The following is a 20,615-nucleotide window of genomic DNA, read 5'->3' on the forward strand; positions in this document are numbered from 1 at the left end:
TCAGGTCAGTCTGAACATCCCGATTTAACAATCAGCTCAGCCTTACTCTTATCTAACATTAAGTCCTAAAAATTACTTCTTAGGACGCTTAGCACCGTACTTAGAACGTGCTTGACGACGGTTAGCAACACCAGAAGTATCTAGCGAACCGCGTACTGTGTGATAACGAACACCTGGCAAGTCTTTTACACGACCGCCACGGATCAGTACAACACTGTGTTCTTGCAGGTTGTGACCTTCACCGCCGATGTACGAAGTTACTTCGAAACCATTCGTTAAACGCACACGACATACTTTACGCAATGCCGAGTTAGGCTTTTTAGGTGTAGTGGTATATACACGAGTACATACACCACGACGCTGAGGACATGCTTGCAATGCAGGTACGTCACTCTTAGCCACTTTGCGTTTACGAGGCTGACGAACCAACTGATTGATTGTAGCCATTTAGCAAACTCCAATTATTTCTAAAGTCATCTATCATACCGACAGCCAATATACAGCTACCGACACAATAAAGGGGGCGGGAAGAGTACTCTTAGAACGGTTTTAGGTCAAGGGGTTAAAAGGTATTCAAGGCAACTAAAACGTGGATAACGACAGCATTTAGCTGGCGTATTCGATCGTTCAAACGACGCCAAACCTATATCTAGAGAATCACGATAGCGATTAATAATAAGTCAATAAAAAACGGGAGCCGAAGCTCCCGTTTTTATTTAACCGCTGATTAACTCAGTGATTATTTATCGCTGAACGCTTCGCTCAGTTTTGCTTCCATGTCTTCAGCTGAAACGCTGAGACCTTCTGGCAATGCTTTACGACGTTCGTTATCGCGATTCAGGCGCTTACGCTTACGATCAGCGTGATAAGCCAAACCTGTACCAGCAGGGATCAAACGACCCACAACCACGTTTTCTTTCAGACCGCGCAAGTTATCAACTTTACCGGTTACTGCACCTTCGGTGAGTACACGAGTTGTTTCCTGGAACGATGCCGCAGAGATAAACGATTCGGTTGCCAACGATGCTTTGGTAATACCCAATAGCACGCGCTCGCTCTTCGCCGGAATCTTGCCAGCTTCTACCAACTTCTCATTTTCAGTTAGGTAATTGGTGTATTCCACCTGATCACCCGGAATGAAAGAGCTGTCGCCATTTTCATGGATTAGAACCTTACGCAACATTTGACGAACGATAACTTCGATATGTTTGTCATCGATGCCAACGCCTTGTAGACGGTAAACTTCCTGTACTTCGTTAGTGATGTACATGGCCAATTGACCTACACCTTGCAGACGCAAGATATCGTGTGGGTTCATCGGACCATCGGAAATAACCTCACCCTTCTCAACCTGTTCACCTTCGAACACGTTCATGTGGCGCCACTTGTGGATCAGTTCTTCATAAACGTCACCACCATCGTTCGGAGTAATTACCAAACGCTTCTTACCTTTGGTTTCTTTACCGAAGCTCACAGTACCGGTGATCTCTGCAAGAATTGCAGGCTCTTTCGGCTTACGTGCTTCGAACAAGTCAGCAACGCGTGGCAGACCACCCGTGATGTCCTTGTTACCAGAGGTTTCTTGTGGGATACGCGCAATGATGTCACCCACTGATACTTCAGTACCGTTCTCATGGTTAACCAAGGCATTCGGCGGCAGCATATATTGTGCTGGTGCGTTTGTGCCTGGTAGAGAAACGTCGTTGCCTGATGCATCAACCAGTTTAACCATCGGACGAATATCTTTACCCGCCGCTGGGCGATCTTTTGGATCAATAACTTCGATGTTGGATAGACCCGTCAACTCGTCAGTTTGACGGTTGATGGTGATACCTTCATCCATACCCACGAATTCGATACGACCTTTTACTTCGGTCACGATTGGGTGAGTATGTGGATCCCAGCTTGCCACTTTCTGGCCAGCTTGTACTTTTTCGCCGTCAACAACACTGATAACCGCGCCGTAAGGCAGCTTGTATAGCTCACGCTCACGACCGTGTTCGTCTGCCAAGGCAATCGAACCTGAACGCGATACTGCAACTAGGTTGCCGTTATCACGCGTTACAGTTTTCAAGTTATGCAAACGAACGGTACCGTTGTTCTTAACTTGAACGCTATCAGCAGCAGAAGAACGTGATGCCGCACCACCAATGTGGAACGTACGCATGGTTAACTGTGTACCAGGCTCACCGATCGACTGAGCAGCGATAACGCCGACTGCTTCACCAACGTTAACCTGATGACCACGACCAAGGTCACGACCGTAACAAGCCGCACAAATACCAACGCGTGATTCACAGGTAATCGCAGAGCGCACCTTCACTTCGTCGATACCTTCAGCTTCGATCTTTTGTACCCAAGCTTCATCAATCAAAGTACCCGCTGGCACGACGATATCGCCAACACTGCCTGGCTTGTATACGTCAGTCGCGATAACACGACCAAGAATACGACCACCCAATGCCACAACAACGTCACCGCCTTCAATTAGCGGAGTCATCTGTAAGCCGTGCTCAGTGCCACAATCACGGTCGGTAACAACCAAATCTTGGGCTACGTCAACCAAACGACGAGTCAGATAACCGGAGTTAGCTGTCTTCAATGCCGTATCGGCCAAACCTTTACGAGCACCGTGAGTCGAGGTGAAGTACTGAAGTACGTTCAAACCTTCACGGAAGTTCGCCACGATTGGCGTTTCGATGATGGAACCGTCTGGTTTCGCCATCAGACCACGCATACCCGCCAACTGACGGATCTGAGCCGGGCTACCACGAGCGCCTGAGTCGGCCATCATGTATACAGAGTTGAAAGACTCTTGATCCACTTCGTTGCCGTCGCGGTCAATAACCTTTTCTTTACCCAAGTTATCCATCATCGCCTTCGCTACTAATTCGTTAGCGCGCGACCAAATGTCGATAACCTTGTTGTACTTTTCGCCGTGGGTCACAAGACCTGAAGCGAATTGGCTTTCAATTTCTTTTACTTCCGCATCCGCGTTAGCAACGATTTCCGCTTTTTCATCTGGGATAACGAAATCGTTAACACCGATAGACGAACCAGAACGAGTCGCAAACTGGAAGCCGGTATACATCACTTGGTCAGCGAAGATAACAGTATCTTTCAGACCAACGCGACGGTACGCCGTGTTAATCAAGTTTGAGATTGCCTTCTTCTTCATTGGTTGGTTAACCAAGTCGAAAGATAAGCCGTCTGGCACAATACGGAACAACAATGCACGACCAATCGTCGTATCAACAACACGAGTGATGGTTTCAGAACCACCATTAATGTCGATAGACGTTTCTTTGATACGTACTTTAACTTTTGCTTGCAGGTGAGCAGCGCCAGTCTGGTAAGCACGAGTCACTTCATCAAGATCGGCGAGCATCATGCCCTCACCTTTCGCGTTGATGCGATCACGAATCATCCAGTACAAGCCCAATACAACGTCCTGTGAAGGAACGATGATAGGTTCACCGTTGGCAGGCGATAATACGTTGTTGGTGGCCATCATCAGAGCACGGGCTTCTAGCTGTGCTTCGATTGTTAACGGTACGTGTACCGCCATTTGGTCACCATCGAAGTCGGCGTTGTATGCCGCACACACAAGTGGGTGCAACTGAATCGCTTTACCTTCAATCAATTGTGGTTCGAACGCCTGAATACCCAAACGGTGCAATGTTGGTGCACGGTTCAGCATGACTGGATGTTCGCGAATCACGTCAGCCAAGATATCCCAAACTTCTGGTGTTTCGCGCTCAACCATTTTCTTTGCAGCTTTAATGGTTGTGGCTAAACCGCGGTGCTCTAGTTTGCTGAAGATAAACGGCTTGAACAATTCAAGTGCCATTTTCTTCGGCAGACCACACTCATGCAGACGCAACTGCGGACCTACGGTAATAACCGAACGGCCTGAGTAGTCAACACGCTTACCAAGTAAGTTTTGACGGAAACGACCTTGCTTACCTTTGATCATGTCAGCCAGTGACTTCAAAGGACGCTTGTTAGAACCCGTAATCGCACGACCGCGACGACCGTTATCCAACAGGGCATCTACCGCTTCTTGCAGCATACGCTTTTCGTTGCGCACGATGATGTCTGGAGCGCTAAGCTCTAACAAACGCTTTAGACGGTTGTTACGGTTAATAACGCGACGATACAGATCATTTAGATCCGAAGTAGCGAAACGACCGCCATCCAGTGGTACCAATGGACGCAAATCCGGTGGTAATACTGGCAATACAGACATGATCATCCACTGAGGATCGTTTCCAGAATTATGGAAGGCCTCAAGTATTTTTAGACGCTTTGATAGCTTCTTGATCTTAGTTTCAGAAGTCGTGCCCGGAATTTCTTCACGCAGGCGCTGAACTTCTTCTGGTAGATCGATTTGGCCCAATAGCATCTGGATGGCTTCAGCACCCATTTTAGCTTCGAACTCATCACCGAATTCTTCAATCGCTTCGTAGTACTGTTCATCAGACAGCAACTGACCCACTTCAAGCGTGGTCATGCCTGGCTCAGTTACAACGAATGATTCGTAGTAAAGAATTCGTTCGATGTCACGCAGGGTCATATCCAGCATCAAACCGATACGAGATGGCAGTGACTTCAAGAACCAAATATGTGCAACCGGTGACGCTAGGTCGATGTGACCCATACGCTCACGACGTACTTTGGCTTGAGTAACTTCAACGCCACACTTCTCACAGATTACTCCGCGGTGCTTAAGGCGCTTGTACTTACCACACAAGCATTCATAGTCCTTAATAGGACCAAAGATGCGTGCGCAAAATAAACCATCACGCTCAGGCTTGAACGTACGATAGTTAATGGTTTCCGGCTTTTTAACTTCACCGAAGGACCATGAGCGAATCATTGCTGGAGAGGCGAGGCCGATGCGGATGGCGTCAAACTCGTCAGCGTTGTTCTGATTGCGCAGAAAATTGACTAAGTCTTTCATATGGCTATAGCTCCGTTTGGAGTCAGAGCCTGCCCGCCACGATGGCGGGACAGACTACTAATCCGCTACTTTTCGTTTTCCAGTTCGATGTCGATACCCAGCGAGCGAATCTCTTTAACCAATACGTTAAAGGACTCTGGCATACCAGGCTCCATACGGTGATCGCCATCCACGATGTTTTTATACATCTTGGTACGGCCGGCCACGTCGTCCGACTTAACAGTAAGCATTTCTTGTAGAGTGTAAGCAGCACCATATGCTTCCAGTGCCCATACTTCCATCTCCCCGAAACGCTGACCACCGAACTGCGCTTTACCACCCAGCGGCTGCTGAGTAACCAAGCTGTAAGAACCGGTAGAACGAGCGTGCATCTTATCGTCAACCAAGTGGTTCAGTTTCAGCATGTACATGTAACCCACGGTCACTGGACGGTCGAAGACCTCACCAGTACGACCATCGTACAAGTTAAACTGACCTGATTCTGGCAACTCAGCTAGACGCAACATGCGCTTGATTTCGCTCTCTTTCGCACCATCGAATGCAGGCGTTGCCATCGGCACACCGTTACTCAAGTTACGACCAAGTTCTAGAATCTCAGCATCACTGAAGCTGTCCAGATCTTCGATACGACCATCACCACCGTTATAGATCTCGTGCAGCAGTTCGCGGAGCTTAGCGATTTCCTGCTGTTCTTTGATAATACGGTCGATCTTATCACCAAGACCCTTGGCCGCCATGCCCAAGTGGATCTCCATGATCTGACCCACGTTCATACGCGACGGTACGCCCAGCGGGTTCAGTACGATATCAACGGTGACACCGTTTTCATCGTATGGCATATCTTCGATAGGCTTGATCGCAGAGATAACACCTTTGTTACCGTGACGACCCGCCATCTTATCACCTGGCTGGATTTTCCGTTTGATGGCTAGGTAAACCTTAACAATCTTCAGGACGCCCGGAGCCAAGTCATCGCCAGTTTGTAACTTGCGCTTCTTGTCTTCGAACTTGTCATCCAGTTGCTTCGCACGCTCTTCAAGAGACTGCTCTGCTTTCTCAAGCATGTCCGCCAGCGCTTCGTCCTGAGGCAGGATTTTGAACCACTGATCTGCAGACAATGACTGTAGGTATTCGGCAGTCAGAGTGTCGCCTTTCTTCAGGTTAGGAGCTGCATTCACAACTTGACCAACCAACGCACGATGCAAGCGCTCATAAGTAGCGCCTTTAACGATACGCATCTCTTCGTTCAAATCCTTACGGACTTCGTCGAGCTGCATTTTTTCGATGTCTTGCGCGCGTTTGTCTTTTTCCACGCCATCGCGGGTAAAGACTTGAACGTCAATAACAGTACCAGTAGTGCCGGTCTTAACACGCAAAGAGGTATCTTTTACGTCCGATGCTTTTTCACCGAAGATAGCGCGTAGTAGCTTCTCTTCTGGCGTCAGCTGGGTTTCACCTTTCGGTGTCACCTTACCAACCAGAATGTCACCCGGCTTAACTTCTGCACCGATATAAACTACGCCAGACTCGTCCAGTTTACCCAGAGCAGCTTCACCCACGTTCGGGATATCCGCGCTGATTTCTTCTGCACCCAGCTTAGTATCACGTGCCACACAGGTAAGTTCCTGAATATGGATAGTGGTTAAGCGGTCTTCCTGAGCAACACGCTCAGATAGCAAAATCGAGTCTTCGAAGTTGTAACCATTCCACGGCATAAAGGCGATACGGAAGTTCTGGCCAAGCGCAAGCTCACCCAAGTCAACCGATGGACCATCAGCCATGATGTCACCGCGCTCAATCGAATCACCAGACTTAACCACAGGACGCTGGTTAATGCAGGTGTTCTGGTTAGAACGGGTGTACTTAGTTAGGTTATAGATGTCGACACCGGCTTCACCAGCAACCGTTTCGTCATCGTTAACTTTTACAACGATACGCGATGCATCGACTGAATCGATCACACCACCACGTTTAGCAACCACACAAACGCCAGAGTCGGATGCTACTGAGCGTTCAATACCTGTACCTACTAATGGCTTCTCAGAGCGCAAAGTCGGAACAGCCTGACGCTGCATGTTAGAACCCATCAATGCACGGTTGGCGTCATCGTGTTCTAAGAACGGAATCAATGAAGCCGCGATCGACACAACCTGCTGTGGAGATACATCCATCAGGGTTACGTTAACCGGTGACATCACCGTAAATTCGTTCTGATGACGTACAGAAATCAAGTCGCCTTGCAGACGGCCAGTTTCATCCGTCGGAACCGATGCCTGTGCAATTACGTAATCGGCTTCTTCAATAGCTGACACATAGATAATATCGTCAGTAACAACACCATCAATTACTTTACGGTACGGAGTTTCTAAGAAACCGTATTCGTTAGTACGAGCATATGAAGACAAGGAGTTGATCAAACCGATGTTCGGACCTTCTGGCGTCTCAATAGGACATACACGTCCGTAGTGAGTCGCATGAACGTCACGAACTTCGAAGCCGGCACGCTCACGCGTCAAACCGCCAGGTCCCAACGCAGAAATACGACGCTTATGCGTGACTTCTGATAGTGGGTTGTTCTGATCCATAAACTGAGATAACTGTGATGAACCGAAGAATTCTTTCACCGCTGCCGCAACCGGCTTAGCGTTGATCAAATCTTGCGGCATCAAACCTTCGCTTTCTGCCATAGACAGACGCTCACGTACCGCACGCTCAACACGCACCAAACCAACACGGAATTGGTTCTCGGCCATTTCACCTACAGAACGGATACGACGGTTACCCAAGTGGTCGATATCATCGACGTTACCAATACCGTTACGAATATTGATCAGGGTACGCAGCACCTCAATGATGTCGCTCTTGTCCAACGTGCCTGAACCAAGAATTTCTTCACGGCCAATACGACGGTTGAACTTCATACGACCCACTGCAGACAAGTCATAGCGCTCGTCAGCGAAGAACAGATTCTCAAACAGAGTCTCTGCACTTTCTTTTGTTGGTGGTTCGCCAGGGCGCATCATGCGGTAGATCTCAACCAAAGCTTCCAATTGGTTGCTGGTTGGATCGGCACGCAAAGTATCAGAAATGAACGGACCGCAATCCAACTCATTGGTATAAATCGTTTCGAAATCGGTAATCTTCGCTTCAGCAAAACGAGCAAGCAATTCGACAGTTAGTTCAGCGTTAGCAGGTGCTAATACTTCGCCAGTTTTCGAATCAACAATGTCTTTCGCTAAGGCGCGACCCAAGAGGTAATCAATCGGCACAGTCAGTTCTTCGACGCCAGATTTTTCAAGCTGACGGATATGACGTGCTGTGATACGACGAGTCGCTTCAACAATAATATTGCCATCGTTATCTAGGATGTCGAATGCCGCTGTTTCACCGCGCAAGCGCGAAGGAATCAGTTTCAGCATTGCACCATCAGTCGTTAGACGATAGTTATCGTTTTCAAAGAAGGTCGCCAGAATTTCTTCGGTAGAGAAATTCAATGCACGTAACAAAATTGACGCCGGCAATTTACGACGACGGTCAATACGTACGAACACAAGATCCTTTGGATCGAATTCAAAGTCGAGCCAAGAACCACGGTAAGGGATAACGCGAGCGTTATACAACAACTTACCGGACGAGTGGGTTTTACCCTTGTCGTGGTCAAAGAACACACCAGGAGAGCGGTGCAACTGGGACACGATTACACGCTCAGTACCGTTAACAATAAAGGTACCGTTATCCGTCATCAAAGGCATTTCGCCCATGTAGACTTCTTGTTCTTTGATATCTTTGATGGCTTTGGTAGCTGATTCTTTATCATAAATAATCAGACGAACCTTGACGCGCAAAGGCGCAGCAAAGGTCACACCACGGAGCATACACTCTTTTTCATCAAACGTTGGCGTACCCAAACGGTAGCTAACGTACTCCAGCGCCGCATTCCCGGAGTAGCTTACGATTGGGAAAACAGATTTGAATGCTGCATGAAGACCGACGTCATTCCGCGCTTCCGCGCTGCCGCCTTCTTGCAAAAACTTGCGATAAGAGTCAATTTGAATTGCCAAAAGGTATGGCACATCCATGACACTCGGTAATTTACCGAAATCCTTACGGATACGTTTTTTCTCAGTATATGAGTAAGCCATCAGTTATCCCCGGACTGTTATCCTCGATTGAGCGTTGACGCCCATGGCTCAAGGACTTGCCTTGCATTTGAACCCAGCATTACGCCAGTGTGCTCACGATTTCCATAACGTGAAAAAGGCTGACGGGTAAACCCGTCAGCCAATCGCCGCTCTAGACTCTAGAGCGACATGTCTTGCTTTGCAACGAATTGCAAATTACTTGATTTCAACCAATGCACCGGCTGCTTCAAGAACTGCTTTAGCAGCTTCTGCATCTTCTTTAGAAACGCCTTCTTTAACAGCGCCTGGAGCGTTATCAACAACTGCTTTAGCTTCTTTCAAGCCAAGGCCTGTGATTTCGCGAACTGCTTTGATCACGTTAACTTTCTTATCGCCCGCACCGCTTAGGATAACGTCGAATTCAGTTTGTGCTTCAGCAGCGCCAGCGTCAGCTGCCGCAGGACCAGCAACCATAGCTGCAGCTGCAGATACGCCGAACTTCTCTTCCATTGCAGAAACCAACTCAACGATGTCCATTACAGACATGTCGGCGATTGCATTCATGATATCTTCTTTAGTCAATGACATGACACTTTTCCTAAATTTACAGGAGCACTAGCTATGAATAAGCTTTGGCTCGATAAATCATTAAAAAACGGCGTATGAATTACGCAGCTTCCTGTTCTTTTTGGTCGCGGATAGCAGCAATGGTACGAACCAATTTGCCTGCAGACGCTTCTTTCATGACGCTCATCAGACGTGCAATCGCTTCGTCGTATGTCGGCAAAGTAGCCAGCATATCAACAGAAACCATAGCACCATCGAATGCACCGCCTTTCAGTTCAAACTTGTCGTTCTTTTTAGCGAAATCTTTAAAGATACGGGCAGCCGCACCAGGATGTTCACTTGAGAACGCAATTAAGCTTGGACCAACCAGAATGTCGTTAAGACACTCATACGGGGTACCTTCAACAGCACGACGAGCCAATGTGTTACGGACAACTTTCATCCAAACACCAGCTTCGCGCGCTTCTTTACGTAGAGCGGTCATGGCGCCTACTGTTACGCCGCGGGAATCCGCAACAACAGCAGACAGAGCACCTTGAGCTGCTTCCTGGACTTCGGCGACAATCGCCTTCTTATCTTCGAGTCCTAAGGCCACGATTAACTCCTAACAAGTTAAGTTGAGCTCAGTTGAGCCAGTCTCGGTGTGACAATTCAGAATTCTGAACGGGGCCACACACTATCTACGCAGGAAATATTAAGTTGTTAATCAACCGAGGTCTCACAACAACTCCTGCGGTCTTTGACAGCTGCTGCCTGCATGTAAACATACAGCAGCAACCCCAAAGATCTTTTGGTCAATCAATGCTTTCGATTAGATATCAAGAGCAGAATGATCAACCACTAAACCAGGACCCATAGTTGTGCTTAGGGTTACCTTCTTCATGAAAACGCCTTTGGCAGAAGATGGTTTAGCTTTTTTCAGGTCAGCCAACAGTGCAGTCAAGTTGCCTTTTACTGCTTCTGCAGTGAAGTCAATCTTACCGATAGAGGTGTGGATGATACCGTTCTTATCGTTACGGTAACGAACCTGACCACCTTTGGCGTTTTTAACAGCGGTAGCAACGTCTGGAGTCACTGTACCTACTTTCGGGTTTGGCATCAGACCGCGTGGACCTAATACCTGACCCAGCATACCTACAACGCGCATTGCATCAGGAGAAGCAATAACGACGTCAAAGTTCAGGTCGCCGCCTTTGATTTTTTCAGCCAAGTCGTCCATACCCACTTCGTCAGCGCCTGCAGCACGAGCTGCTTCAGCGTTGGCGCCTTGAGTGAACACAGCAACACGCATGGTTTTGCCGGTACCGTTTGGCAGAACGGTTGAGCTACGTACGTTTTGGTCAGATTTACGGGCATCGATACCCAGATTCACTGCTACGTCGATAGACTCTTTAAATTTCGCGCCTGGCAAACCAGCCAATAAAGTAACAGCCTCTTCAACAGAATATACTTTACCTGGTTGAACTTGTTCAGCGATCAGCTTCTGGCGCTTGGTTAGCTTAGCCATTAGTTAACTCCTTCCACGTTAAGACCCATCGCGCGAGCAGAGCCAGCGATTGTACGAACAGCTGCATCCATATCAGCAGCCGTCAGGTCTTTCATTTTTACAGTGGCGATTTCTTCTAACTGAGCGCGAGTTACAGTACCGACCTTAACAGTGTTAGGACGAGCTGAACCGCTAGTTAGACCAGCTGCTTTCTTCAACAAGAAAGACGCTGGCGGAGTTTTCAATTCGAAGGTGAAAGAACGGTCGCTGTACGCTGTAATAATTACAGGAACTGGCATTCCAACTTCCATACCTTGAGTCTGAGCATTGAACGCTTTACAGAATTCCATGATGTTCAGACCTTTCTGACCCAGAGCCGGACCTACTGGCGGACTTGGGTTCGCTTTACCAGCTGCAACTTGCAGCTTGATGTAGCCTTCTACTTTCTTAGCCATGATTTACTCCTAAATGGGTATTAACGCCGCCGCAACAAAGCGGGCTTAGCTCCCCGATCACCGTAGCGATCATTAAACAGTTCTTACGCCGACTTCTCGATCTGGGTAAATTCCAGCTCGACCGGGGTAGAACGACCAAAAATAGTAACAGCCACTTGCACGCGGGACTTTTCGTAATCCACACCTTCAACGACACCGTTAAAGTCGGCAAACGGACCATCAACAACACGAACCACTTCACCCGGCTCATAAATCGTTTTATGCGTAGGCTTATCAACACCTTCCTGCACTCGCTGCAGAATGGCATCAGCCTCTTTTTGAGTAATAGGCGCAGGCTTATCTGCCGTACCACCAATAAAACCCATTACGCGCGGCGTCTGGTTAACCAAATGCCACGTCGCATCATTCATATCCATCTGCACCAAGACATAACCCGGATAGAACTTACGCTCGCTCTTACGTTTTTTACCGTCGCGAACTTCAACTACCTCTTCAGTAGGCACAAGCACATCACCGAATTGATCCTGCATATCATGCAGTTCAATACGTTCTTTCAACGCATTCTGGACGCGCTTCTCATAGCCGGAATAGGCGTGAACCACATACCAACGCATTGCCATAATTTTCTTCCTCAGCCAACCAACAGCTTAACGAGCCAACCCAACAGAGTATCCAAACCCCACAACGCCAATCCAACAAGCACAACCACCAAAACAACAATCATAGTGGTCTGCGTTGTTTCCTGACGCGTCGGCCAGACAACTTTGCGACGCTCAATGTTGGCGTCTTTCAATAGCTGCAGAAATGTTTGACCTTTGGCAGTCGTCAAAGCGACACCAGAACCCAACAACATCAACGCAACAACAGCAAGGACGCGATAAAGTAAGCCGACTTCGGCGTACATGTAATTCCCTGCGACAGCGGCGGCCAGAAATGCGAGCGCCACGAACCACTTAGCAATATCAAGTGGCATATTTACAGCTTTGCTATCGGTACTCATCACTATTCCCTAAAGCCAAAAATGGCAGCCGAAGCTGCCATCTTAAGAATTTTGGCAGGCCAGGAGGGACTCGAACCCCCAACACCCGGTTTTGGAGACCGGTGCTCTACCAATTGAACTACTGGCCTAAAGACTCTCAATCAGGGCGCCGTAAGTTACAGCACCCACATCAATTAATCAACCCTTAAAGTTGATTAAGCGATAACTTTTGCTACCACGCCGGCGCCAACTGTACGGCCACCCTCACGGATTGCGAAACGTAAACCTTCATCCATCGCGATTGGTGCAATCAGAGTAACGGTCAATTGAACGTTATCACCTGGCATTACCATTTCTACGCCTTCTGGAAGTTCACAAGCACCTGTCACGTCAGTTGTACGGAAGTAGAACTGTGGACGGTAGCCTTTGAAGAATGGTGTATGACGACCACCTTCATCTTTACCCAACACGTAAACTTCCGATTGGAAAGTTGTGTGTGGAGTAATAGAACCTGGCTTAGCCAATACTTGGCCACGCTCAACTTCTTCACGCTTAGTACCACGCAGTAGAACACCAACATTCTCACCAGCACGGCCTTCGTCTAGAATCTTGCGGAACATCTCCACACCAGTACAGGTAGTTTTGATGGTGTCTTTGATACCGATGATCGCAACTTCTTCACCAGTACGAACAATACCGCGCTCAACACGACCAGTAACAACCGTACCACGACCTTGAATAGAGAATACGTCTTCGATTGGCATCAAGAAGGCACCATCAACAGCACGCTCTGGCTCAGGGATGTACTCATCTAGAGTTTCAACCAACTTCTTAACAGCGGTTGTACCCATTTCGTTGTCATCAGTGCCGTTCAATGCCATCAAAGCAGAACCCGCGATGATTGGAGTGTCGTCGCCTGGGAAGTCATATTCTGACAACAGGTCACGCAATTCCATTTCAACAAGCTCAAGCATTTCTGCGTATTCTTCTGAGTCTGCGCCGCCGCAATCTTCAGCAAGAAGATCCGCTTTGTTTAGGAATACAACGATGTAAGGTACACCAACCTGACGAGACAATAGGATGTGCTCACGAGTCTGTGGCATTGGGCCGTCAGTCGCACCACATACTAGGATCGCGCCGTCCATCTGTGCAGCACCGGTGATCATGTTTTTTACATAATCCGCGTGTCCTGGGCAGTCGACGTGTGCGTAGTGACGTGATGGTGATTCGTATTCAACGTGTGACGTTGAAATAGTGATACCGCGCTCACGCTCTTCTGGAGCATTGTCGATACCGTCGAATGCAACGGCAGCACCGCCCCATACTTCTGAACATACGCGAGTTAACGCTGCAGTTAGAGTTGTTTTACCGTGGTCAACGTGACCGATAGTACCCACGTTTACGTGGGGTTTTGTGCGTTCAAACGCTGCCTTTGCCACCGTCATACCCTCAATAATAGAAGTAAATACTCTGGCGATCTGGTGTGCATCCTATTGATGCCGACTCGCCACTAAGGGCCGTAATCATACCCATGGCAGCGAACCTGTCAACAAATCACTGAGCTATTCAGTAAATCACTTCCCAGCAGCCGCAAAAGAGTCCACATTTGCCACTTAAGCGACCGCCGAAAGTCACTTTTTTCCTACTTATCTGAATATTTACGCGTTTCATTGCAAAAACGGCGAGAAAGTAATGAAGAAAACATGTAAAGTTACGCGCGAATTTTGTCTCTGCTAACCGAGTAACGTTATGACGGATCTGTCGAAATATAGAAACATTGGTATCTTTGCCCACGTAGATGCGGGAAAGACCACTACCACCGAGCGTATCCTTAAGCTCACCGGTAAAATCCATAAAACTGGTGAAGTTCACGATGGCGAATCGACCACTGACTTCATGGAACAGGAAGCTGAGCGCGGCATTACCATTCAGTCTGCTGCTGTCACCTGTTTCTGGAAAGATCACCGCTTCAACGTGATCGACACCCCTGGACACGTTGACTTCACTGTTGAAGTTTATCGTTCATTGAAAGTACTTGATGGCGGTATCGGCGTATTCTGTGGTTCTGGTGGTGTTGAACCACAGTCAGAAACTAACTGGCGCTATGCGAACGACTCTGAAGTTGCTCGTATCATCTTCGTAAACAAACTTGACCGCATGGGCGCAGATTTCTTCCGCGTTACTGATCAGGTTAAGAAAGTATTGGGCGCACACCCACTTATTATGGTGCTGCCAATTGGTCGTGAAGATGAATTTGTTGGTGTTGTCGACCTACTAAGCATGAAAGCTTACGTTTGGGATGATTCTGGATTACCAGAAAACTACGAAATCACGGATATCCCTGCGGATATGCTTGATGACGCACAGATGTATCGTGAGCAATTGATCGAAACAGCATTAGAAGCTGATGAAGATCTGCTTATGGAATACCTTGAAGAAGGCACTGAGCCATCAATGGAAGATATCAAGCGTTGTATCCGTCAAGGTACTCGCGATCTTATGTTCTTCCCAACGTACTGTGGTTCTGCATTTAAAAACAAAGGCATGCAGCTCGTATTGGATGCCGTTGTTGATTACTTGCCATCACCAACCGAAGTTGATCCACAAGATCTGACTGACGAAGAAGGCAATCCAACAGGTAAGCACGCCATTGTATCTACTGAAGAGCCTTTCCGCGCTTTGGCATTTAAGATCATGGATGACCGTTTCGGTGCCCTGACCTTCGTGCGTATCTACTCAGGTAAAATTGCTAAGGGCGATACCATCCTTAACAGCTTCACCGGCAAAACTGAGCGTGTTGGCCGCATGGTTGAGATGCAAGCCAATGAACGTACAGAACTAAGTAACGCACAAGCCGGTGACATCATCGCGATTGTGGGCATGAAAAACGTTCAAACCGGTCACACTCTATGTGATCCTAAACATGAATGTACTTTGGAAGCCATGGTGTTCCCAGAGCCAGTAATCTCAATTGCTGTTCAGCCTAAAGACAAAGGCTCTGTTGATAAAATGGGTATTGCGATCGGTAAAATGGTTGCAGAAGATCCAACGTTCCAAGTTGAAACTGACGAAGATTCAGGTGAAACCATCCTTAAAGGTATGGGCGAACTTCACTTAGATATTAAAGTGGATATCTTGAAGCGTACTTACGGTGTTGAATTAATCGTTGGTCAACCACAGGTTGCATACCGCGAAACCATCACTAAAGCGATCGAAGATAGCTACACGCACAAGAAGCAGTCTGGTGGTTCTGGTCAATACGGTAAGATCGATTACCGCATCCGTCCTGCCGAGCCAGGTGCAGGCTTCGCGTTCGCTTCTAAAGTGGTTGGCGGTAACGTTCCTAAAGAATTCTGGCCTGCAGTTGAAAAAGGTTTCCGTTTGATGATGGAAGAAGGCCCATTGGCTGGCTTCCCTGTTCTAGACGTTGAAATCGAGCTATTCGACGGTTCTTACCACGCTGTTGACTCCTCGGCTATCGCTTTCGAAATCGCTGCCAAAGGCGCATTCCGTCAGTCTATGCCGAAAGCAGGTCCACAGCTGATCGAACCTATCATGAAAGTTGACGTTTTCTCTCCAGAAGACAACGTTGGCGACGTGATCGGCGACCTTAACCGTCGTCGCGGTATGATCAAAGACCAAGAGCCAAGCTCTACTGGTATCCGTGTTAAAGCAGACGTTCCACTATCGGAAATGTTTGGTTACATCGGTCACCTACGTACCATTACTTCTGGTCGTGGTCAGTTCTCAATGGAATTCTCTCACTACCTACCGTGCCCAGCACAGGTAGCAGAGAAAGTTATTGCAGAAGCTAAAGCGCGTAAAGCTGCTGAAAAGTAAGCCTTACTCGCTAAAGAAAAACCCCGCCAGCGCAAGCTGAGCGGGGTTTTTTATTATCTAAAAGCAACCGAGGTACAAACTCACACCCATAAAAAAAGGCCGCCGAAGCGACCTTTCTTTACTAGCCATCTGCAATTAAGCGATAACTTTTGCTACCACGCCGGCGCCAACTGTACGGCCACCTTCACGGATTGCGAAACGTAAACCTTCATCCATCGCGATTGGTGCAATCAGAGTAACGGTCAATTGAACGTTATCACCTGGCATTACCATTTCTACGCCTTCTGGAAGTTCACAAGCACCGGTCACGTCAGTTGTACGGAAGTAGAACTGTGGACGGTAGCCTTTGAAGAATGGCGTATGACGACCACCTTCATCTTTACCCAACACGTAAACTTCTGATTGGAAAGTTGTGTGTGGAGTAATAGAACCTGGCTTAGCCAATACTTGGCCACGCTCAACTTCTTCACGCTTAGTACCACGCAGCAGAACACCAACGTTCTCACCAGCACGGCCTTCGTCTAGAATCTTGCGGAACATCTCAACACCAGTACAGGTAGTTTTGATGGTGTCTTTGATACCGATGATCGCAACTTCTTCACCAGTACGAACGATACCGCGCTCAACACGACCAGTAACAACCGTACCACGACCTTGAATAGAGAATACGTCTTCGATTGGCATCAAGAATGCGCCATCGATAGCACGCTCTGGCTCAGGGATGTAAGAATCCAGAGTTTCAACCAGCTTCTTAACAGCGGTTGTACCCATTTCGTTGTCATCAGTGCCGTTCAATGCCATCAAAGCAGAACCCGCGATGATTGGAGTGTCGTCGCCTGGGAAGTCATATTCTGACAACAGGTCACGCAATTCCATTTCAACAAGCTCAAGCATTTCTGCGTATTCTTCTGAGTCTGCGCCGCCGCAATCTTCAGCAAGAAGATCCGCTTTGTTCAGGAATACAACGATGTAAGGTACACCAACCTGACGAGACAACAGGATGTGCTCACGAGTCTGTGGCATTGGGCCATCAGTCGCGCCACATACTAGGATCGCGCCGTCCATCTGTGCAGCACCAGTGATCATGTTTTTTACATAATCCGCGTGTCCTGGGCAGTCGACGTGTGCGTAGTGACGTGATGGTGATTCGTACTCAACGTGTGACGTTGAAATAGTGATACCGCGCTCACGCTCTTCTGGAGCATTGTCGATACCGTCGAATGCAACGGCAGCACCGCCCCATACTTCTGAACATACGCGAGTTAACGCTGCAGTTAGAGTTGTTTTACCGTGGTCAACGTGACCGATAGTACCCACGTTTACGTGGGGTTTTGTGCGTTCAAACGCTGCCTTTGCCATGACCTTATCTCTCTGTCAGTGGTGTAAAATTTAGATGCACAAAAAGGCAGGCTCATGGCCTACCTTGTCGTATCAATATTGGTGCTGATACCCAGAGTCGAACTGGGGACCTCATCCTTACCAAGGATGCGCTCTACCGACTGAGCTATATCAGCGAATATTTGGAGCGGGTAGCGGGAATCGAACCCGCATCATCAGCTTGGAAGGCTGAGGTTCTACCATTGTACCATACCCGCCTATCTAGCAGGCTGGCCCGCTAACGGCTATATAGCTTTCCGGCCTACTCCGATAATCGCCGAGGCGCTTATCATTTTAAAACTGGTGGTGGGAGCTGGATTCGAACCAGCGAAGCTTTCGCGTCAGATTTACAGTCTGATCCCTTTGGCCGCTCGGGAACCCCACCAAAGTGACGCGCATTATCAGGATGAGACGACAAGCTGTCAACTCTTTTTGGCTTATTTATTATCGACTTAGCTGATAAGTCTAAGTCGACTTCAGTTAAGACACTCCACCAACTTCCACTCAACCCCATGATCACCAGCTTGAACACGTTCACGCATGCGTTCCGTGAGCTGAGCCACTTCTCGAATTTCTACCCAATATTCCAGCTGACGCTTCCCCATCTCGAGAATATCCACTGGAAATTCATAGACTTCGACTTCAGCTTTAAGTTTCTTGGCGGAATCTAGGCTGTGGAACAACCCAAGAGAGATACCTTCGGCAAGATCGCCTTGGGTAATTATGTAGCTATCAATAGAACGGCGCTGAAGTTCTTTTAGCGTTGCCATTGCAGCGGCACGATCAATACGTGGCGGTACATGAACCCAATATTCGATATCGGTTTGCTCGCCAACGCCAATGCTATTGATCATGCCTGTCAATGACAATGCCGCAGCACGAGCTTGTACATGGCGCGCATCAAGATCATCTTTATAAGGGCCAAGCACATAGCAAAGTTGACGCGGTGCTGAGCTAAATTCAGATTTAGGGGCTGGCGCCAGTGGTTGCTCGGCCTCCCCAACTAAACGCAATGTCTTGCCGGCAATAGGCGCTGCAGCGACGGTATTGGCGACTGATTCGCTTTTCGGTTGAGCCAAGAAATACCCAGCCACCACGATATTAGCGATAACTAAACTATAGAAGATCCAGCGCATAAGGAATCCATACCATCAAATATCAAGTCTGGGCTGTAGCTAAGCCCCAAACGACCGGCCAATAATTGTCCATCACCTCCAGTAATAAGAGGTTGGTGCTCAGGGTACTCGTCCAATAAGGATTGCACCAGAGCCAGATTTTGTCGCAAAACCCCTGCAGCGACGCAGTTTAAAGTGTTCTTACCAGGGGCAGTATCTTGCTCATTTTGCTCATCTTGGTATGGACGCACGCGATCAGTACCAGTAAACAAAGCATTTTGCGCCATACGTAAGCCCGGTACGATATAGCCACCTTGATGCTGATTATCGCCCGAAAACAAATCTATCGTTAGAGCGGTTCCAGCGTCCACCACCAGCAAATCGCCTGACTGCTGAACGCGCCCACCGAGCATAGCCAACCAACGATCAACCCCTAAACGTCGAGGCTCTGGGTAGCAATGCTGAAATTGCGGCGATGACGGCAACGGCTCTTTCAGCCACTGCAAACGCTGACCGAAGATCAACTCCAACTGAGTATGCAAATCGGCCTGTTCACGCACGCTCGATACCATTACCCGCTGCGGTTGCTCCACCCAAGTTTGCAGTGCAATGTCGGCAGCATCGCTGTCACCGTAATAGCGTTCGCCGCTTAGCGTTGTCAGCCGCCACTTAACGCGGCTATTACCCACATCAAGAAGCAGGACGGACACTAAGCTCTCCTGCACTAATAATTTCCATGCCGCGTTCGGTTTTCAGCATCAATTCACCTTTGCGATTCACGCCTTTAACCAAGCCGCTAATCGTTTGAGACGGAGAAATGATATTGACCTCTTTATCGTGATAAATATCTTTTTCCGACCAATAGGTTTGCCAAGGGGCAAAGCCAGTTCGCTGAAATTCATCCACCAGCTTTAGCAATTCGTCTAGCAAGGTGGCAGCCACCTCATTACGCGATAAATTTGGATTAAGGCTACGCAATTCGGCCCAAGGCTGATCGATAGCGGCAGCATCGGCTTCGCTCAGCGATAGATTTAAACCAATACCAATCACCACTTGGCAATGACTGTTGTATTCACCCGTCACTTCTAAAAGTATGCCCGCTAGCTTACGCCCATCAGCATAAATATCGTTCGGCCACTTCAGGCCAATACTTTCGATACCTAAGCGTCCCAAAGCGCGTTCAACCGCAATCGCGGTTAGCAAACTAAGGCCTTCTAACGATGACATGCCGCCAGAAAATGACACCAGCAAAGATAAATAAATGTTCTTACCGAATGGGCTAACCCACTGACGACCACGTCGCCCACGCCCACCCGTTTGCTTTTCAGCCAACACGGCATAGCGCTTACCCATGTGGTCGCTAGCGCGTTCAAACAAATAAGAGTTGGTTGAGTTCACATCCAGCAAAACGTCGAGAATATCCAAACGCTGGCTAATGCTGCCACGAATGCGTTTAGGGTCGAGTAATTCGATGGCATCATGCAGCCGATAGCCCTTACCTTTAACCGACGAATAGGGAATATCCAGATCATCCAGCTTCTTTAATTGCTTCCATACGGCGGCACGACTAACACCGAGTGCTTCACCTAACTCTTCACCGGAATGAAATTGGCCATCCGCGAGCAAAGCCAATAATTTATTCAGCATGCCGATCCCCATAGTTGTTGGCTGCCATCTGTATAAAAACCGACTATATCAAAAGCGCAAGGAAT

At 48.2% G+C, this 20,615-nt stretch carries 15 protein-coding genes and 4 tRNA genes; 1 reads left to right on the forward strand and 18 read right to left on the reverse strand.

Annotated elements, in window-relative coordinates:
* Window positions 1-72: 72 nt before the first annotated feature.
* The 11 genes from rpsL to tuf (TOL_RS16735) all read right to left on the reverse strand — a co-directional run bounded on the left by rpsL (window position 73) and on the right by tuf (TOL_RS16735) (window position 14,010).
* The gene (gene rpsL, locus TOL_RS16685) at window positions 73-447 is read right to left on the reverse strand and encodes a 30S ribosomal protein S12 (protein ID WP_015488548.1); all 375 of its coding nucleotides are present in this window, start codon (window positions 445-447) and stop codon (window positions 73-75) included.
* A gap of 292 nt (window positions 448-739) precedes the next feature.
* Window positions 740-4,963: a DNA-directed RNA polymerase subunit beta' gene (gene rpoC, locus TOL_RS16690; protein ID WP_015488549.1), complete on the reverse strand. Its 4,224-nt coding sequence runs from the start codon at window positions 4,961-4,963 to the stop codon at window positions 740-742.
* A gap of 65 nt (window positions 4,964-5,028) precedes the next feature.
* On the reverse strand, window positions 5,029-9,105 hold the full coding sequence (rpoB, locus tag TOL_RS16695) for a DNA-directed RNA polymerase subunit beta (protein WP_015488550.1): 4,077 nt from the start codon (window positions 9,103-9,105) through the stop codon (window positions 5,029-5,031).
* Between the two features lie 195 nt (window positions 9,106-9,300).
* A complete protein-coding gene (gene rplL, locus TOL_RS16700; protein ID WP_015488551.1) occupies window positions 9,301-9,672 on the reverse strand; it encodes a 50S ribosomal protein L7/L12 in 372 nt (123 codons plus the stop codon).
* Between the two features lie 79 nt (window positions 9,673-9,751).
* Entirely contained in the window at window positions 9,752-10,246 is a 495-nt protein-coding gene (gene rplJ / locus TOL_RS16705) for a 50S ribosomal protein L10 (protein WP_015488552.1), read from the reverse strand.
* A gap of 216 nt (window positions 10,247-10,462) precedes the next feature.
* A complete protein-coding gene (gene rplA, locus TOL_RS16710) occupies window positions 10,463-11,158 on the reverse strand; it encodes a 50S ribosomal protein L1 (protein WP_015488553.1) in 696 nt (231 codons plus the stop codon).
* Window positions 11,158-11,592: a 50S ribosomal protein L11 gene (rplK, locus tag TOL_RS16715; RefSeq protein WP_015488554.1), complete on the reverse strand. Its 435-nt coding sequence runs from the start codon at window positions 11,590-11,592 to the stop codon at window positions 11,158-11,160. The genes rplA and rplK overlap by 1 nt, the downstream gene beginning before the upstream one ends.
* 83 nt (window positions 11,593-11,675) lie before the next feature.
* Window positions 11,676-12,212 carry a transcription termination/antitermination protein NusG gene (gene nusG, locus TOL_RS16720; RefSeq protein ID WP_015488555.1) on the reverse strand — a complete coding sequence of 179 codons (537 nt, stop codon included), beginning with the start codon at window positions 12,210-12,212 and terminating at the stop codon, window positions 11,676-11,678.
* 11 nt (window positions 12,213-12,223) lie between these two features.
* On the reverse strand, window positions 12,224-12,592 hold the full coding sequence (gene secE / locus TOL_RS16725) for a preprotein translocase subunit SecE (RefSeq protein ID WP_015488556.1): 369 nt from the start codon (window positions 12,590-12,592) through the stop codon (window positions 12,224-12,226).
* A gap of 52 nt (window positions 12,593-12,644) precedes the next feature.
* A tRNA-Trp gene (locus TOL_RS16730) sits at window positions 12,645-12,720 on the reverse strand.
* Window positions 12,721-12,786: 66 nt separating this feature from the next.
* A complete protein-coding gene (gene tuf / locus TOL_RS16735; protein WP_015488557.1) occupies window positions 12,787-14,010 on the reverse strand; it encodes an elongation factor Tu in 1,224 nt (407 codons plus the stop codon).
* A gap of 310 nt (window positions 14,011-14,320) precedes the next feature.
* Here tuf (TOL_RS16735) and fusA point away from each other — a divergent pair, with 310 nt between their 5' ends.
* Window positions 14,321-16,411: an elongation factor G gene (fusA, locus tag TOL_RS16740; RefSeq protein WP_015488558.1), complete on the forward strand. Its 2,091-nt coding sequence runs from the start codon at window positions 14,321-14,323 to the stop codon at window positions 16,409-16,411.
* A 135-nt stretch (window positions 16,412-16,546) separates the two neighbouring features.
* Here fusA and tuf (TOL_RS16745) read toward each other — a convergent pair whose 3' ends face one another.
* From tuf (TOL_RS16745) to birA, 7 genes are all read right to left on the reverse strand, one after another.
* Window positions 16,547-17,770, reverse strand: coding sequence for an elongation factor Tu (tuf, locus tag TOL_RS16745; RefSeq protein WP_015488559.1), 1,224 nt, complete (start codon window positions 17,768-17,770; stop codon window positions 16,547-16,549).
* A 79-nt stretch (window positions 17,771-17,849) separates the two neighbouring features.
* A tRNA-Thr gene (locus tag TOL_RS16750) sits at window positions 17,850-17,925 on the reverse strand.
* A 7-nt stretch (window positions 17,926-17,932) separates the two neighbouring features.
* Window positions 17,933-18,006 (reverse strand) — tRNA-Gly (locus TOL_RS16755).
* 83 nt (window positions 18,007-18,089) lie between these two features.
* Window positions 18,090-18,173 (reverse strand) — tRNA-Tyr (locus TOL_RS16760).
* 91 nt (window positions 18,174-18,264) lie between these two features.
* On the reverse strand, window positions 18,265-18,924 hold the full coding sequence (locus TOL_RS16765) for a hypothetical protein (RefSeq protein ID WP_015488560.1): 660 nt from the start codon (window positions 18,922-18,924) through the stop codon (window positions 18,265-18,267).
* On the reverse strand, window positions 18,900-19,613 hold the full coding sequence (locus TOL_RS16770; RefSeq protein ID WP_015488561.1) for a type III pantothenate kinase: 714 nt from the start codon (window positions 19,611-19,613) through the stop codon (window positions 18,900-18,902). Before TOL_RS16770 ends, TOL_RS16765 begins: the two co-directional genes overlap by 25 nt.
* Window positions 19,594-20,550: a bifunctional biotin--[acetyl-CoA-carboxylase] ligase/biotin operon repressor BirA gene (gene birA / locus TOL_RS16775; RefSeq protein ID WP_051052434.1), complete on the reverse strand. Its 957-nt coding sequence runs from the start codon at window positions 20,548-20,550 to the stop codon at window positions 19,594-19,596. The genes TOL_RS16770 and birA overlap by 20 nt, the downstream gene beginning before the upstream one ends.
* Window positions 20,551-20,615: the final 65 nt, after the last annotated feature.

Source organism: Thalassolituus oleivorans MIL-1, from assembly GCF_000355675.1.
Classification (GTDB): domain Bacteria; phylum Pseudomonadota; class Gammaproteobacteria; order Pseudomonadales; family Oceanobacteraceae; genus Thalassolituus; species Thalassolituus oleivorans.